Annotated in this window: 14 protein-coding genes; 8 read left to right on the plus strand and 6 right to left on the minus strand. The window is 44.8% G+C overall.

From position 1 onward, the window contains the following. Nucleotides 1-37: 37 nt before the first annotated feature. From AB4558_RS12390 to AB4558_RS12400, 3 genes are read right to left on the minus strand one after another with little or no spacing between them, the layout of a single operon-like run. Nucleotides 38-394 (minus strand): gamma-glutamylcyclotransferase, encoded by a 357-nt coding sequence (locus AB4558_RS12390; RefSeq protein WP_017069403.1) that lies wholly within the window; start codon nt 392-394, stop codon nt 38-40. Nucleotides 395-412: 18 nt separating this feature from the next. Beyond that, nucleotides 413-4171, minus strand: coding sequence for a translocation/assembly module TamB domain-containing protein (locus AB4558_RS12395; protein ID WP_372074955.1), 3759 nt, complete (start codon nt 4169-4171; stop codon nt 413-415). Continuing rightward, nucleotides 4168-5880 (minus strand): autotransporter assembly complex family protein, encoded by a 1713-nt coding sequence (locus AB4558_RS12400; protein WP_372074954.1) that lies wholly within the window; start codon nt 5878-5880, stop codon nt 4168-4170. Before AB4558_RS12400 ends, AB4558_RS12395 begins: the two co-directional genes overlap by 4 nt. A gap of 195 nt (nt 5881-6075) precedes the next feature. Between AB4558_RS12400 and msrA the strand changes: the two genes are divergently transcribed. Next, on the plus strand, nt 6076-6705 hold the full coding sequence (msrA, locus tag AB4558_RS12405; RefSeq protein WP_017058899.1) for a peptide-methionine (S)-S-oxide reductase MsrA: 630 nt from the start codon (nt 6076-6078) through the stop codon (nt 6703-6705). 110 nt (nt 6706-6815) lie between these two features. On the opposite strand, the gene AB4558_RS12410 is transcribed toward msrA, so the two are convergent. Continuing rightward, entirely contained in the window at nt 6816-7016 is a 201-nt protein-coding gene (locus AB4558_RS12410; RefSeq protein ID WP_017058898.1) for a DUF1107 family protein, read from the minus strand. Between the two features lie 253 nt (nt 7017-7269). Between AB4558_RS12410 and AB4558_RS12415 the strand changes: the two genes are divergently transcribed. The 7 genes from AB4558_RS12415 (at nt 7270) to AB4558_RS12445 (ending at nt 13033) form a co-directional block, all read left to right on the plus strand. Continuing rightward, a complete protein-coding gene (locus AB4558_RS12415; RefSeq protein WP_017063723.1) occupies nt 7270-7821 on the plus strand; it encodes a YtfJ family protein in 552 nt (183 codons plus the stop codon). A 91-nt stretch (nt 7822-7912) separates the two neighbouring features. Then, nucleotides 7913-8203, plus strand: coding sequence for a DUF2607 family protein (locus AB4558_RS12420; RefSeq protein WP_017063722.1), 291 nt, complete (start codon nt 7913-7915; stop codon nt 8201-8203). Nucleotides 8204-8243: 40 nt separating this feature from the next. Then, nucleotides 8244-8966 carry a DUF2796 domain-containing protein gene (locus AB4558_RS12425; protein ID WP_372074953.1) on the plus strand — a complete coding sequence of 241 codons (723 nt, stop codon included), beginning with the start codon at nt 8244-8246 and terminating at the stop codon, nt 8964-8966. Nucleotides 8967-9107: 141 nt separating this feature from the next. Then, nucleotides 9108-9824 (plus strand): ABC transporter ATP-binding protein, encoded by a 717-nt coding sequence (locus AB4558_RS12430; RefSeq protein ID WP_017058894.1) that lies wholly within the window; start codon nt 9108-9110, stop codon nt 9822-9824. Next, entirely contained in the window at nt 9821-11080 is a 1260-nt protein-coding gene (locus tag AB4558_RS12435) for an ABC transporter permease (protein WP_017058893.1), read from the plus strand. The genes AB4558_RS12430 and AB4558_RS12435 overlap by 4 nt, the downstream gene beginning before the upstream one ends. 14 nt (nt 11081-11094) lie before the next feature. Then, nucleotides 11095-11610, plus strand: coding sequence for a DUF3299 domain-containing protein (locus AB4558_RS12440; protein ID WP_017058892.1), 516 nt, complete (start codon nt 11095-11097; stop codon nt 11608-11610). Between the two features lie 514 nt (nt 11611-12124). After that, a complete protein-coding gene (locus AB4558_RS12445; RefSeq protein ID WP_372074952.1) occupies nt 12125-13033 on the plus strand; it encodes a TIGR03899 family protein in 909 nt (302 codons plus the stop codon). A 163-nt stretch (nt 13034-13196) separates the two neighbouring features. Here AB4558_RS12445 and cysC read toward each other — a convergent pair whose 3' ends face one another. Next, the gene (gene cysC, locus AB4558_RS12450; RefSeq protein ID WP_017067555.1) at nt 13197-13817 is read right to left on the minus strand and encodes an adenylyl-sulfate kinase; all 621 of its coding nucleotides are present in this window, start codon (nt 13815-13817) and stop codon (nt 13197-13199) included. A 24-nt stretch (nt 13818-13841) separates the two neighbouring features. After that, nucleotides 13842-15566: an SLC13 family permease gene (locus tag AB4558_RS12455; RefSeq protein WP_017067554.1), complete on the minus strand. Its 1725-nt coding sequence runs from the start codon at nt 15564-15566 to the stop codon at nt 13842-13844. Between the last annotated feature and the right edge of the window lie 10 nt (nt 15567-15576).

Genomic DNA, 15576 nt, shown 5'->3' on the forward strand with positions numbered 1-15576 from the left:
CGTATTTTAGGACGAGACACGTAAGGTGATTAACTAGTTAGGAATCATTGTTCCGCTGACACCAGTTACCCGAAAGTATTTCTTTATTAGCTGTTAGATCAAGCTGATACAAATATACCCATGCTAATCCAAATATAGTCTCTATTTGCTCGCGACGATACTCAACAGGAACATCTTCTAGCCGATCGAGCGACTCTAAAATTTCGTCGTTAATGATATAGACCTCACCAGCGACACTTTTCTTTCCCAAAATCATCGCCGGATAGGCACCTAAATCAAAAAGTGCGTATTCCTTAGGTGTATCAAACTGCCCTAATAAATCGCAGCCCTGCAAATAATGGTGATTGGACTGACCTTGCCTCAAGGTTCCATAGACAAAAACAAGATGCTGCATATGCCCTCCCATACGGCTCTACTCGAACTCAAATTGATAGAGAAGATCCACAGCACTGTCTAGGCCAGAAACAGCTTCAACATAGAGATCCTGCATCAATCTATAACGAACGGTAAACTCACCTAACGAGTTAAAGATACCCACACCATACTTCACCTGTAAGCCAGGCAGGATGTAACCACTTACCGTCACTTGAGAGTCATCGCCAGAGCCTGCAGTATCCAGTTGCAAGTCCTTTACACCAAAGGCTTCACCGATTTCACCAACAACCTTACCACTCTTCGCTAAACTCAAACCGATTAAAGTCGTTGTCATCGAACCGCTCGACTCACCGTCGATATCTTGGCCACGCAAAATATAAGACAGTGCGTTCGCTTGTGGCATCGCTGGGTCAGAATAAATCTCGATGGTAGGCTCTGTCGCAGGGCCAGTCACTCGAATACCAGCGGTCACGTCATCCTGAGTATTATCAGGATTACGAATCGCGTTGATGGCTACGTATGGCTGATCCGGTGGTCCATTCATTAGGATCTTACCCTCTTCGATCAAGAGGTCTTGCCCGAATGATTGATAAGTACCATCGACGATGTTCACTTCACCTGTAATAAATGGACCTTGGTCTTTTTGAGCCACATTGAGCTTACCGACCAAATCACCTTCAAGACCGAAGGCAGACAGTTTAAAGTCATCACCAATGGAGATATTAATATTCGTCATCACATTGAATGGATTCGTATCTTCGTTTTCTGGCTCTAGATCTTTATTCAAAATAACCTGATCAGAAGAGACGCCAACCGCTGACGGTGGTAAATCTTCAACAACAATTCGTCCCCATGGTAATGCAATATCACCGGTGATTTTCGCCAGATCTGGTGTGACATCAATAGTCATATCAGGTACGACCTTCACCTTAACCATCGGTGGGATATCAACCATCAACTCATCAGCGAAAACTCTAACGTTCGAATGCCATGCTTTAAGATCTTGCCAATCTCCGGTTCCCTCAATATCAAGGTGACCATCAGGTGTTTCGACATTCGCATCCAGTTTTGCACTATAACCATCAAAGTCGAGGTCGATGCGGCCATCTTTCACATCAACAGGCGTAACATCGCCTTTGACTTGAATACCATCAACAGAGAATTGACCAAAGACTTGAGGGTGCATCAGAGAGCCTTTAACTTGAAGATCACTCTCAAGGTCGGCTTTCAATAAGCTGTATTCACCTAGAATTGGTTGTAAGAAATCAAGATGGAACGTGGTCAGCTTAATTGCCGCATCGACCATTTTGTCTTCGGCAAGAATATCCGGTAACGACACCGTGCCAGACAGGTCACCATTGTCGGAAACATCCAACTTAAAATCGGCATCCAGTTTGTTGTCTTTCAGTTGGGCATTCAATGCAACGCTTTCCCAACCCAGTGTGATTGGCTCACCCACTTGTTGAACAACCTGACCTTTCGGCATATCAACGCTTACCGTGACTTCAGGCTCATCTTGTTCAGACCACTTTGCATGAGCAGTCGCATTGACTAAGCCCTGTAATTGCGTCTCTTTAGGCACAAAGGCTTTAATCTGCTCGAAATCGAATTGATTGATGGCTACCTTGGCCTCACCCGATTTTCCGACACGAACGTCTTCATCCAAACACACGCTCGAACCCGATTGTTTCCAACAGTGCGCTTGAACATCGGCAAACTGTTTATCAACATCCGCATTTATCGCGACAGGTTGATCTAACACCCAAGGGCCTTGCTGAGTGGTGATTTTGACTCTGTCTAACGATCCATACCAAATAAGAGAAGGCTTTTGAATCAACTCTCCGGAAATAGCTAAGCTTGTAGACACGATGTCGGATATCACATCAAGTGTCACTGTGTGTTTCTTCTCACCACCACTCACCGTGAGAGCAATGCTTTTTACGCTCTGATCTTGATAGGTTAGGTTGTTAGCTTTTAATTCAAGATCAGCTTGAGCTTCAGGCAATGGCAGAGGAACCACAGAACCATTAAGCGACAAGGATTCTAGTGTTGCTTCGTTATTCCAATCTACCTTATCCACATTTAGAGCGAGATCGACTTCAGGCTTTTTCGTTGGACCACTGAGCTGGATGTTACCAATCACTTTACCTTTCAAATCAGGGACGCTTTTTACAAGCTCAGGGAAGTGAATCTCAACACCCATGTCCCATTTCTTATCAAGCTCACCCTGAGCCTTAATCGAGTTAACACCGTGAGCTAAGCTCAAACCACTGGTTTTCAGTTTTGGTTCACCGCTCGCGCTGCGATCCGACGCTGACAACTGACCTTCGATATCCAGAGGGTATTCTCGCAAGATCCCTTCAATATCCAATTTAGGCAGTTCAATCGCCCAGCCGCCCGCTTCCGTCAACTCACCTGAGGTGACGATGTTTCCACTAATGTTGCCCTCAGCTTCTGGCCACTGCAGACCCGGTTGAATATCTTTGAGTGTCACGTCAGCTTGCCAGTTAACGAGACTCTTCCAGTTCGCTTTAACGACACCGTTAAGCTCACCGCCTAGCGTGTTGAGCTTTAGACGCTCGAGAACAATTTGTTCCGTCGTGCCTTTACCCTGTAGATCGATGGCTAATTCAGGGATTTCCTTACCATCGGCTTCACCTTTAAGAAGAACATTAAAACCATCTAGTGAGCCATCAGCTTTAAATTGCTCAATTGTCGCTTGGTAATCGCTTTTTCCGGTAAGGGGCCACTGTGCTTGTCCGCCCTCTAAAAGAAGGTCAAATGGCAGAGTCGGTTCTAAGGGTTGAATATCCCCAGACAACTTTGCCTCAATCAGCTCAGAAAATTGGGAGTCTAGGTTTAGCTTAGCCACGCTGCCTTGTGCTTTCAGAGACAACTTCTGCCCAACAAGGTCGGTTTCTTTCACCAACGCATCCAAAGAAAGTTCTAGCGGGTAACCGCCCTTGAGCTCAACCTTCGTGGTTAGATTGGCGCTTGCTTGTGGCATATCGAGTTCGAGAGTTGAAACATCAACCGTGTGTTTGCCCGCGCGAGCTTCTAGCCCAAGGTGGTTAACAACGATTGGTGTTTCTTGTTCTAAGGTGAAACGGTTGAGGTCAAAACGCTCCAACACAACCTGCAGAGGAATCCAGACTTCCGGCAATTCGATAGCCGTTTTAACGGCAGCTTTTGGCTCAACCTTTTCTGCTTGCGGTTCTTCTGTCGACTCAGCGAGTTTAACCTTAAGATCATTGAATAAGGTTGGCGATACAGTTAGCTTTTCGCCCTGCATACTCAAAGCCGTAGAGAACAAGCTCCATTCAATTTCATGCCCTAAGATATTCAACTTGATATCAGACAAAGCGATACGGTTGATTACGATTGGCAACGGTGTTTTTACCGATGTTACGGGCGGAGTAGGTTCTGTTTCTTCTGTAGAGGCCGGAGGCAGTTCAGTAAATGCGAAGTCCAATCCTTGAATCGCTAAACGATCGACACACAACTTAGGGTCGAGCAGACAGCGAGGATTAATCGCCAAGTTCAGCTTTTGAACTTTGGTGTCTATATGCAGGCTGTCATCTTTAAACTGAACATTATTAAGCGTAAAGCTCGGGAACAGAGCCCCTTTAGTGCTTTCCACTTTAAGCTGTGGCAACGCTTTTTCAGCGCCCCACAACACAGTGTTCAACCCTGGATTGGTGAACAAAACAAAACCTAGCAAGGCTATCAACAACAGCAAAATAGACGTCAATGAGATCGACGTCCACTTGATGCACTTGCCCATCACTTTGATCATAATTCTGGCCCTAAACTAAAGTGTAACTGGAACTCATCACCTTTTGCTGCATCTAGACCCCAAGCAAAATCTAAGCTCACAGGGCCGACGGGCGACGCCCAACGAACCCCGACGCCGGTACCATGTTTCCATTCAGGTTTATCATTGAAGGCATCACCAATGTCGTAGAATGCTGCGCCCCACCAGTTTCCAACCAAGCGGTATTGGTATTCAAACGAGCTGGTTGCAATGAATTTGGCACCCGTTAGTGCGCCACTTTCATCTCGAGGAGAGATCGACTCATAACCATAACCACGAATGCTATTGTCACCACCAGCAAAGAATCTTAGGGAGGGAGATAGCTTATCAAACTCGTCGGCAAAGTTGCCGCCAAATTGAAGTCGAGTTAAGCCTCGGTGATTGTCGCCAATGCTTCGAATCCAAGCGGTTTGACCTTGAAAACGAACAACCTTAGTTTCAGATAACAAGGTATCATCACCCGCTTCAACCATAATGGTTTGTTTATCGCCCCACATCGGCATCGAACCGCCTCGCGTTCGAGTGCGTGAGAAAGAGATACCCGGCAGCACAAATTGCGCTAAATCATCCTGCAAACCTTGCTCATAGTTTTCGACCAAGTATCGAATGAAGACCGTGCGTTGCCAACCGTTATCCAGTCGCCAATATCTTTCTAGCGCTAAGTTTGACTCCAAACTCTTGGTATCACGATTATCCAAGTTTTTCATACCGTACTTAACTTGATAGTAGTCGTTCAGCACGTCATCCAGAGGGATTTTATAGGTAGCGGTAATCGTCTGTTCAGGTTTAGAAATCGACAGGCTGCTATTGAAGCTATGGCCTTGTTCATTAACCCAAGGTTTTTTCCACTTCAGAGTGCCTTTTACGCCAAGGTCGGTGGATACACCGATACCCGTTTCGATTTGGTTACGAGCTTGCGGAGCAAGGCTAACCTTCATCGGGATCTCTCGGCCTTCGCCTAACTGGCTTAAATCTGGTTCAACAAATACCGAGGAGAACCAATCCGTATTGGACAGGTTTTGGTTGTACTCACCGACTTTGGTGATTGAGTAAGGTTCGCCATCCTCAAATGGTTTAAGTGACTGCACCTTATCTTCTTCTATCTGGCTACCAGTAACCTGAGTAGTACCAAAGTGATAGCGGATACCACTGTTATAATGAAGACGAACATAAGCGCGGTTCAATTCAGGAGCGACTTCTAGCTTACTAAGATCATAAGCACCATCGAAGTAGCCTTTCGCTAAGCCAAGGTTGCGGATCGACGATTTCAAAGAGTCATAATTACCATGATTCAGAGTCGAACCTTTAGACAAGCTACTCTTCGCTATCAAGGCTAAAAAGTCTGGGTCATCCTTGGCTTCACCAGTTAGAACGATATCTGAAGTATAAATAACAACAGGCTCTCCCGGCTCAACCGTAACGGTCATTTCGGTATCATCTTCGGAGTGAGTAAATGTGATTTTAGGGTGGTAGTAGCCTAACGCATTCAGGGCTTCTTTAATCATAGATTCCAAGCGGGATTGGAATCTTAGTGAAACCGAATACTCTTCTTCAGGGATCGCACTCAGATAAGCATCAACATTATCCTCAAGCGCTCCATCTAGCCCTTTGATTTCAAGGGAAACGTCAGCGAAAGTGAGCGTCGATGACAATAGAGTGCCAATCAGAACTGGTAAAGTTTTTCTTATCATGTTTAATTGGTGAAGAAGTTATCAATACGTTAATAAGTGAAAAGAAATAATACCGCTAAATAGGCATTGAGTCTGTAATAAATCCTGGAATAACACGGTCTAATTTAAAGACTTATTCAATATTGACCAACAGTTAATATGAACCCACGTTAAATAAAAGCCAGCGCGGTAAACGTATGCGAAAAGGAATATAACATGCTAAACAAACAACAACTGGTTTCTGCAGCAACCGCACTACCGGGAAATGCTGACCCAATTCGAATCACTGAGCGCCATTTCGTCAATCAAACCGACCTGCTCGATGCACCCACGGGCTCTCAACAAGAAGTCCTGTTTGGTATGGGGTGCTTCTGGGGAGCTGAGCGTTTGTTTTGGCAATTGGATGGCGTTATTTCAACATCCGTTGGTTACGCTGGCGGATACACAGTTAATCCCACTTATGAACAAGTATGTACTGGGCAAACCGGCCATACCGAGGTCGTTCGTGTCATATTTGATAGTGAACAAACCTCTCTAGCTCGAATACTTGAAACCTTTTGGGAGCGTCATGACCCAACTCAAGGGATGCGCCAAGGCAACGATTTAGGGACTCAGTACCGTTCTGCGATTTACACCTTCAGTGAAGAACAACAATCTATCGCTGAGCACTCTAAACGTGAATATCAACGAGCAATGACTGAATCTTTAGGCAACGAGATCACGACGGAAGTTCTGCCTGCTGGAAAATATTTTTTCGCAGAAACCTACCACCAGCAATACCTAGCTAAAAATCCGAATGGGTATTGCGGGTTGGGTGGAACAGGTGTGTGCTTCCCTCCACAATAAAGTGCCGTTCGACATACCATCGTGAACGACACGCATTAAAAAAGGGCTTCCATCAGGAAGCCCTTTTCATTGTTAATCTATTCGGTGCAAGACAAATCGATAAAGCTCAGTTACACCGGTAACGCTGCAATGGTGCCGTTAACTTCTTTAAAAATAGTGAGCTTTTGTTTGTCTGAAACTTCAGGAAGTAGCACCTTGCCTTGGTCGAAGCGAAACTCTCCAACACCTTCAATAGCAAATTGGCCTTTGAACAGGACTTTAACGAAACGCGCCACCTGACGTGGACGGTAAGTAGAAAATTTTCTTAACATAATACAACCTCAATTCCATTTGAGTACTACAGTCACATACCTGAACAGCGTCGCTGTTCAAAGCACATTTAATCGCTAATTCCTTTAGCAAACAGCAAGATAATCTATTGTTCATCTTGATATTGATGCATTATACCTTTTGGTAACAAGCCTGCAACTTCTTTCTACGTCGTACGATAAAAAAGTTAAAGAGGCATTTTTCAAATTTCATATTATACTTCCTGTGCAAACCAATAAGCGGAACAAAAATATAATGAAAAACAAAACTCTACTGGCTTTTCTAGCCGCAGCCTCTCCACTCTTCGCCAATGCTCACAACCTATCAGTAGGCGCTACCCTGCCTGCCGTCGATGTGAGTAACTATGGTGAGATTGTTCTAAACGACGGAAATACTGGATATCAAGCTTGGGCAACCAATGATCTTCTAGGTAAAGTTCGCGTCGTTCAAGCTATCGCTGGCCGCAGCAGCTCTAAAGAGCTCAACGCACCACTGATGGCAGCCATTACCGCATCGAAATTCTCAGAAGACAGCTACCAAACCACCACTATCATCAACCAAGATGATGCGATTTGGGGTACTGGGTCTTTTGTTAAGTCCTCTGCCGAAAGCAGCAAAGAAGAATTTCCATGGTCTTCTATGGTCCTAGATGAAGACGGCGCCGTTGCGTCAACATGGGCTCTAAAAGAAGAAAGCTCAGCGATTATCGTTCAAGACAAGCAAGGTAAAATCTTGTTTGTAAAAGAAGGTGCATTAAACGAATCAGAAGTCACTCAAGTCATTGAGTTGATTAAAGCGAGCCTTTAATAAGATATTCGCGTCTTTTTCGAGACCTAACCAAAGGATATTGTTATATTATAACAGTATCCTTTTTTTAATTCTGTGGTTAATCATCCTGATGTGGCAAAACACACCCAACAATGTGAAACGCAAAACAGGCTTCTTGCTTGGGCTTATGCTCATGTTAAGCGTGTTAGCCGCAACACACATTGTGGATATCGCACCAGAGCACCACACTTCACACCATTGTGAGCTGTTTTCGCTTAATCAGTTCATCACAGCGCACTCACTACCACAGATTCCAGAGTTCCATTCGGAATTTACTGTCGCTATTACAGAGTCAGTAACTTCACTACAGCGGCTATATTTCGCTTATTTGGCACGCTCACCTCCTGTAAATATCGCTTAATTACCACTACTTTTTAATTAACCTTTATTCAGGAAAAAACATGAAACCTACTTTTTTAGCCGTTGTTATCGGCATAACTGTCTCTACAAATGCTCTAGCTAACGAAGAATTCCGCTCTCATGATGCACACGTACATGGCCAAGTTGAAGTAAACATCGCGCAAGATGGGCAAGAATTGCTTGTTGAAGTAACAGCTCCAGGCGCAGATGTGGTTGGGTTTGAACATGCTCCAAAAACTGCAGAACAGAAGAAAGTGTTTGAACAGGCTATCGCACAATTAAACAAGCCAGAAGAGCTGTTTAGTTTTAACAATGCGAGTTGTACTCTGAAGTTCAAGTCAGTAGCAAACACCTTAGAAGGCGGTCATGACGACCATGAAGGCCATGACCATGCGGAACACGGTTATGGCGACCACAAAGACCATGATCACGCTGAACACGATCATGACGACCACAAAGACCATGACCACGCTGAACACGATCATGATGACCACAAAGACCATGACCACGCTGAGCACGATCATGATGACCACGAAGGTCACGACCACCACGATCATGAAGGCCACGATCACTCAGAAGGTGGCCACGGTGAGTTCACTGTTGAGTACCACTATGAATGTTCAGATGTTGCTAAGCTAGACACAGTTAGCACTCAGTGGTTCTCTAAGTTCAGCAACACTGAAAAAATGACGGTGAACCTACTAACAGACACAGCTCAAGTACAAGAAGTGCTTAACGCAGAGCGTATTAGTTTCCGATTCTAATCACTCCTAGATCGGATTAAACGTAAAATAAACAGCCAGGTAAGTCATCGCTTACTTGGCTGTTCAAATCGGTGTGTTCCTGGGAATTTATGTTTCAAATTACTGTCCAGTAGATACACCGCTTTAATTATTGGAGCTAGCATGTCTTCTGACAGTTCATCACTTGTGGTCAAACTCGAAAATATCAGCTTTCGTTGGAAGCCTGAATTACCACCAACGTTAGAGATCCCCTCTCTTCACATCCAAGCCCAAGAGCACCTTTTTATTAAAGGGCCAAGTGGTTGTGGAAAATCAACTTTGTTAGGGCTACTGACCGGAATCAACCAAGCTGAGCAAGGAGAAGTCTCTATCCTTGATCAAGACCTCACTCAGCTTACACCTCGTCAAAGAGATAAATTCAGAGCCGATCATATTGGTTATATTTTCCAACAATTTAACCTGCTTCCTTATCTATCAGTTATCGATAACGTGACGCTTCCTTGCCAGTTTTCACAGATACGTAAACAGCAAGTCGCTGAAAGCCAGAAAAGCTTACAAGAGACGGCTCGAGAGTTGTTACTCAGATTAAAACTACCTCAAGCTTTAATGGACAAGCCCGTTACCGAGTTAAGCATCGGTCAACAACAACGTGTTGCTGCCGCTCGTGCTTTGATCGGCCAACCCAAAATCATTATTGCCGACGAGCCAACCTCGGCTTTGGATCATGACAACCGAGAAGCTTTTATCGAACTGTTGTTAGAACAAGCCAACCAGGCAGGTTCTACTCTTATCTTTGTTAGCCATGATCCAACACTAGAAAAGTTGTTCACTCGAACCATAGATTTAAAAACCGTTAACCAAGCTAAGGTTGTCGTATGAAAGTAATTACTCACTTAGCCTTAAAAAGCGTACTCAACCGTAAAGCCACAGCCATTCTAACTATTCTCACTGTGGCTGTATCCGTCATTCTATTACTCGGTGTGGAACGTGTAAGAACCGAAGCTAAGAGCAGCTTCGCCAATACGATTTCAGGTACTGACCTTATCGTCGGTGGCCGCTCTGGTCAGGTAAACCTGCTGCTTTATTCCGTATTTAGAATCGGTAATGCGACCAACAACATCGACTGGAAAAGCTATGAAGAATTTAGCCAGCACAACGCTGTAAAGTGGGCGATCCCAATCTCATTGGGTGATTCACATAAAGGCTTCCGCGTAATGGGCACGAACCATAGCTACTTCGAGAATTATCGCTATGGAAGTAAGCAACCACTTACTTTTCAGCAAGGCAAAGAGTTTAATCAGCTATTTGACGTAGTGATTGGTGCCGACGTCGCGAAGAAGCTAGATTACAAAATAGGTGATCAAATCATTCTTGCGCACGGTATCAGTGATGTTGCGTTTAGCCGTCACGATAATCTGCCCTTCAAGATTGTGGGAATACTCGCGCCAACAGGAACACCAGTAGACAAAACCGTACACGTATCGCTAGAGGCAATCGAAGCAATTCATGTTGGCTGGGAATCAGGTGCCAACCTCGGGCACACACCGAATGCTGAAGCGCTAAAGCAACGTGACTTCCAACCGAAGCAGATTACCGCGATGATGGTTGGCCTTAAATCGAAGATCCAAACCTTCGCACTGCAACGAGAAATCAATAACTACCGCCAAGAACCTTTAAGCGCCATTATGCCGGGCATTGCGCTTCACGAATTGTGGGGAATGATGGCTGTAGCAGAACAAGCATTACTGATTGTTTCAGGGTTTGTTGTTGTCGCCGGATTATTGGGTATGCTCAGTAGCCTACTCACTAGCTTGCAAGAAAGGCGTCGAGAGATGGCTATCCTACGTGCGATGGGCGCAAGACCTCGTCATGTGTTTGGTTTACTGATCAGTGAAGCCAGTGCACTAACCTTCCTTGGCATTACATTAGGTGTTGCAGTGCTGTTTGCGCTGATCGCAGTGGTTGCTCCTATTGTGCAACAAAGTTATGGTATCAACATATCGATATCCGCAATCACACCGCATGAGTGGAAACTGCTTATGCTGGTACAAGTTGCCGGAATCATTATCGGCTTTATTCCCGCTTTCAGGGCTTACCGCCAGTCATTGTCTGATGGCATGACGATTCGAATCTAAAATAGGAACCTACGATGCAACGCAAATTCCTACTGATACTTGGGCTACTTCTGTTCCCATTTATCAGTACAGCTCACGCTGAAACCACTCAGAATGACGAATCGGTATTAACACTTGAATGGATTGATTTGATTCCAGAATCAGAACGTGCTCAGCTAGATTCATTTGGTATGCCGATGGTTGACCACAATAGTATGGACAAACCTCAACAATCGACACTTGGTGCTGTTCGCCCAGAGCTGAATGGCAGCACAGTGAAGATTCCTGGCTTTGTGATTCCATTGGAAGGTGATGAGAATATGATCACTGAGTTTCTGCTGGTACCGTACTTTGGCGCATGTATCCACGTGCCACCGCCGCCACCGAACCAAATCATCTACGTGAAGTTCCCGAAAGGTGCACCAATACAGCAGTTATGGGATGTGATCTATTTGGTCGGAACGCTGAAAACTGAGTCAATCAGCCATGACTTAGCGCAAACCGGTTATCTTATTGAAGGTACTGCGATTGAAGAGTATGACGACATGTAGTAATTAGAAGGGTGGCTCAAGGATGAGCTGCCGTCACTGAACGAGTGTGATCATTCAATAACAGTTTAATAACGATAATTTTCTTCTGAATTACGCGATGTAATTAGATAAGTAAGCTAGAACAGCGACATAAGTCGCGAGTAATAACCCTATACTAAGCTGTTTCTTCAGCTTGTTATCATTGGCTTGATTCATAACTCCTCCTTGAGAATTACAACAAATTTAACATTTTATTATCACTAGCAAAAGTAAAATTTTGTTGAAACCTTCAACTCTGCACGCAAAATCTAGCCACCAATAAGATAAAGAGTTACATTTTAGACAGTTATACCAATCACAATAAGTAAGTGTTCAGAAATAGCGTAGAAAAAAGGCTTGAGAACCAGGCGGAGCTTTTTGATAAGTGGTTATTCTACAATCAAAAGTTCTAACGCCGTTATCGAGCGTTTTAACAAGCTAGGCTGAGCAATTATTTACTACGATTGGTCTTGAGTCGTCTCCTAACGGTACTCTTATGTCAGAAACCAAACAGCCAGTGATCATTGAGCATGCTAGCGATACACAGCAAAAGCATGAGAAAAAGCCTCATATTGCCGACAGTGCCAGCAGAATGCTGCACATCGCACAAAGCTTCGGCCTCGATTTCTTAATTAGTCATAGTGCCAAGCCAAAGGATAAAGCTGAGAGTACGCTTATCGAACGGGCACTATTGCGAGAGAAAAAACGTAGAGAGCTTCGCCAAAAGAACCTAGAACAGATTCTAAAGTTGGCGCACTCTTCATGTAAGGATGAAGCGGCTGGAGACCCGGATCAGGACTGGCTATACCGTTTCTTCGACATGGCACAAGAGATCCACAATACATCGATGCAGAGGCTATGGGCTCAAGTACTGAAACGAGAAGTCACCAACCCAGGCTCGACGTCGATGAAGGCACTGCAAATCTTAAAAGACATGACACCAAAAGAAGCGTTAACCCTACAAAGGGCAGCATCACTGGGTTGTAGCTTTGGTAGCGATAACAGCAGAAAGCTCTTACTCGGCTTTAAATCTCATGCTGGGCTATTCAAATTTGGCAAAAGGGACACCACCAACACCATCAACCTTGGTGGGCACAACCTGCCCTACTCCAGCTTGCTCCACTTGATAGAGCTCGGGATTATTCTGGGCACAGAATTAGAATCCGGAGAGATTGATTTCGATCCAGCCCTGCACCTAACCTATCAAGGTAAGAGCATGTCACTGGCACCATTATCAAAAGGCGTGAAGCTGGTTTACTACCGATTCAGCCCTACAGGCAATGAGCTTTGTACCTTGCTCGGTAACAAGCCAAACACGCAGTATTACGATCAACTGATTGCACTATTGAGCCAGAAATTCACAGTACAGACAGAAGTGAAAAGCAGCGTAAATTACACCGTCTAGACACTCGACGGAGCTAAAATAGACGGTGTAAAAAGTGAAGTATAGAGAGGAATAAAGAGAATCTAGAGGATAGGTTTCTTGTCTCGGTAAACTAAGGCTGCACTATTTATCGGTCGTGAATAAACAGATAAACAGCTGAGTAGCCTTAGTCATACCAACGATCTCAGTTGGCTAAGATATTTCGCTTCTCCAACGCATCAATACACAGTTCGACCAATTCATCGAGTGTCTTCTCACCTGCAGGTAGATCAATCTCAGGGTTCTGAGGCGCTTCGTACACTGAACTAATACCTGTAAAGTTCGGGATCTCTCCGGCACGTGCTTTCTTATACAGACCTTTAGGGTCACGCTGTTCGCAAACCTCTAATGGAGTATTGACGAACACCTCAAGAAACTCACCTTCCGGCAATAAATCTCTCACGAGTTGCCTTTCAGCTTGATGCGGAGAAATAAAGGCTGACAACACGATCAAGCCTGCATCTGCCATCAATTTAGCAAGCTCACCAATACGACGGATGTTCTCTCGACGATCTTGCTCAGAGAAGCCAAGGTCGCTACATAAGCCATGACGCACATTGTCACCATCCAATAAATAAGTATGGTAACCAAGCTGTGCCAAGCGATTTTCTAATGCGCCAGCGACTGTCGATTTACCAGAACCAGACAACCCCGTGAACCAGAGCACGGCTGGCTTTTGTGATTTCAGATCCGCGCGAAATGTTTTATCAATCGAGTGTTGATGCCACACAACATTCTCATCTTTGGGTTTGAGTACTGCGGTCATAATTAGTCCTTTAAATAAACAGCATTAAAATGGGAAAAAATAAGGAATTAGGGTCAGCACCAAGCCCGAATATACAATCGAGATTGGAATGCCGATACGCAGATAATCCGTTAAATGGTAATTACCTACGCTATAAACAAGTAAGTTGGTTTGATAACCGTATGGAGATATAAAACTGGCACTGGCACCAAACAGTACCGCCATGATGAACGGCATAGGGTCAACGCCATAACCTACTGCCATACTGTAGCCAATCGGAAATGAGAGTGCTGCAGCCGCATTATTGGTCACCAGCTCTGTCAAAACCAAAGTCATAAAGTAGGTAGCAACTAACGCACCGAATACGCCCCAGCCATTAAACGCCTCCATAAACATCAGCCCCATCCGCTCAGATAAACCCGATGAAATCATCAGTTGAGCAATAGAAAGTGCAGAGCCCACGATCACCACAATATCGACTGGGAAACGGCGGCGGAGCTCACCCAGTTGCACCACGCCAAATGCCACCAGCAACAGTAGAAAACCAGCTAAGCCTTTGATAATAGGTACTGCATCGATAAGGGCTAAACCAATCACGCTAGCAAAGCCGAGCAACACGAACGTCGATTTGTCGGCATCAAGCTTGGCACTCGAATCTAAGTCATTCATCAACACAAACTCTTTGTTGTGTTGTTGGCGCTGTTCTTCAAAGCGTTTACCTGGAACCAAAATCAAGGTATCACCAGCGGTCAATGTGATATTCCCTAGCCCACCTTCTAGGCGTTCATGGCCACGACGAATAGCAACCACAACCGCATCGAAACGATCTCTAAATTGGCTGGTTTTCAGGGTTTTGTTACAGAAGCTTGCCGACGAACTCACCACCACTTCAACAAAGCTCTGGCCATTCAAATGATGCTGACCAAACAGGGTTAAACCTTGGATTTCTTGCAGTGTTGCAACACTCTCTACATCACCACAAAACAGCAATCGGTCGCGAGCTTGAAGAATAAAATCAGGGTCAATAGATGCGGTGGTCTTACCGTCTCGAATCACTTCCGCTAAGAACAGTTTTCTCAATGCTCTGAGGTTGTTTTCACTTACGCTGCGACCAACTAACGGTGAGCCCGGCTCCACTCTGGCTTCTAAAAAGTAAGGCAGATCATCTTGAGAACCATCATCGTAGCTGGGTAAAAAATAGCTAAGAGGAATAAGGATCAATACCCCACCGACCAAAACCGCTAAACCGATCAAGGTAGGTGTGAAAAAGTTTAAGCTCGGCAATCCGGCATCTTCAACAAAGCTATTGATGATCAAGTTGGTTGATGTGCCGATCAATGTCAGGGTGCCACCTAAAATGGCAGCGTATGACAAAGGGATAAGTAACTTAGATGGCGCGTGCTGTTGATTACGTTTGATCGCACCGATCAAAGAAACCACCACTGCCGTGTTATTGGTAAAAGAAGAAAGTAACGCTGTGGAAATACCCAACTTCGCAACCACGGTGCCTAGCCTACCTTCAGAGATATTGCGGCTAACCCAACTGATTAAGCGAGTTTTCTCCAACGCACTTGATGCGAGGATAAGAAGAATTAAAGTCAGTAACGAGGAGTTAGTGAAGTTATTGGCTAAGCTCGACAAGTCGATCATGCCAGCCATAAAAGCAATAAACGCCGCGCCAGCAAAGATAAAGCTTGGCTTAATACGGGTAACGAGCAGGCAAGTAATGATGCCGAGCAAAATCGCTAATACAAATCCTTGTTGCCACATATACCCGTCC

The sequence above is a fragment of the Vibrio sp. 10N.222.51.C5 genome, assembly GCF_041474575.1.
Lineage (GTDB): Bacteria > Pseudomonadota > Gammaproteobacteria > Enterobacterales > Vibrionaceae > Vibrio > Vibrio crassostreae_C.

What these genes read in the sequence shown, in the direction of transcription:
- AB4558_RS12390 (WP_017069403.1), bottom strand. Translation starts at nt 394, where the DNA reads ATGCAGCATCTTGTTTTTGTCTATGGAACCTTGAGGCAAGGTCAGTCC.
- AB4558_RS12395 (WP_372074955.1), bottom strand. Translation starts at nt 4,171, where the DNA reads ATGATCAAAGTGATGGGCAAGTGCATCAAGTGGACGTCGATCTCATTG.
- AB4558_RS12400 (WP_372074954.1), bottom strand. Translation starts at nt 5,880, where the DNA reads ATGATAAGAAAAACTTTACCAGTTCTGATTGGCACTCTATTGTCATCG.
- msrA (WP_017058899.1), top strand. Translation starts at nt 6,076, where the DNA reads ATGCTAAACAAACAACAACTGGTTTCTGCAGCAACCGCACTACCGGGA.
- AB4558_RS12410 (WP_017058898.1), bottom strand. Translation starts at nt 7,016, where the DNA reads ATGTTAAGAAAATTTTCTACTTACCGTCCACGTCAGGTGGCGCGTTTC.
- AB4558_RS12415 (WP_017063723.1), top strand. Translation starts at nt 7,270, where the DNA reads ATGAAAAACAAAACTCTACTGGCTTTTCTAGCCGCAGCCTCTCCACTC.
- AB4558_RS12420 (WP_017063722.1), top strand. Translation starts at nt 7,913, where the DNA reads ATGTGGCAAAACACACCCAACAATGTGAAACGCAAAACAGGCTTCTTG.
- AB4558_RS12425 (WP_372074953.1), top strand. Translation starts at nt 8,244, where the DNA reads ATGAAACCTACTTTTTTAGCCGTTGTTATCGGCATAACTGTCTCTACA.
- AB4558_RS12430 (WP_017058894.1), top strand. Translation starts at nt 9,108, where the DNA reads ATGTCTTCTGACAGTTCATCACTTGTGGTCAAACTCGAAAATATCAGC.
- AB4558_RS12435 (WP_017058893.1), top strand. Translation starts at nt 9,821, where the DNA reads ATGAAAGTAATTACTCACTTAGCCTTAAAAAGCGTACTCAACCGTAAA.
- AB4558_RS12440 (WP_017058892.1), top strand. Translation starts at nt 11,095, where the DNA reads ATGCAACGCAAATTCCTACTGATACTTGGGCTACTTCTGTTCCCATTT.
- AB4558_RS12445 (WP_372074952.1), top strand. Translation starts at nt 12,125, where the DNA reads ATGTCAGAAACCAAACAGCCAGTGATCATTGAGCATGCTAGCGATACA.
- cysC (WP_017067555.1), bottom strand. Translation starts at nt 13,817, where the DNA reads ATGACCGCAGTACTCAAACCCAAAGATGAGAATGTTGTGTGGCATCAA.
- AB4558_RS12455 (WP_017067554.1), bottom strand. Translation starts at nt 15,566, where the DNA reads ATGTGGCAACAAGGATTTGTATTAGCGATTTTGCTCGGCATCATTACT.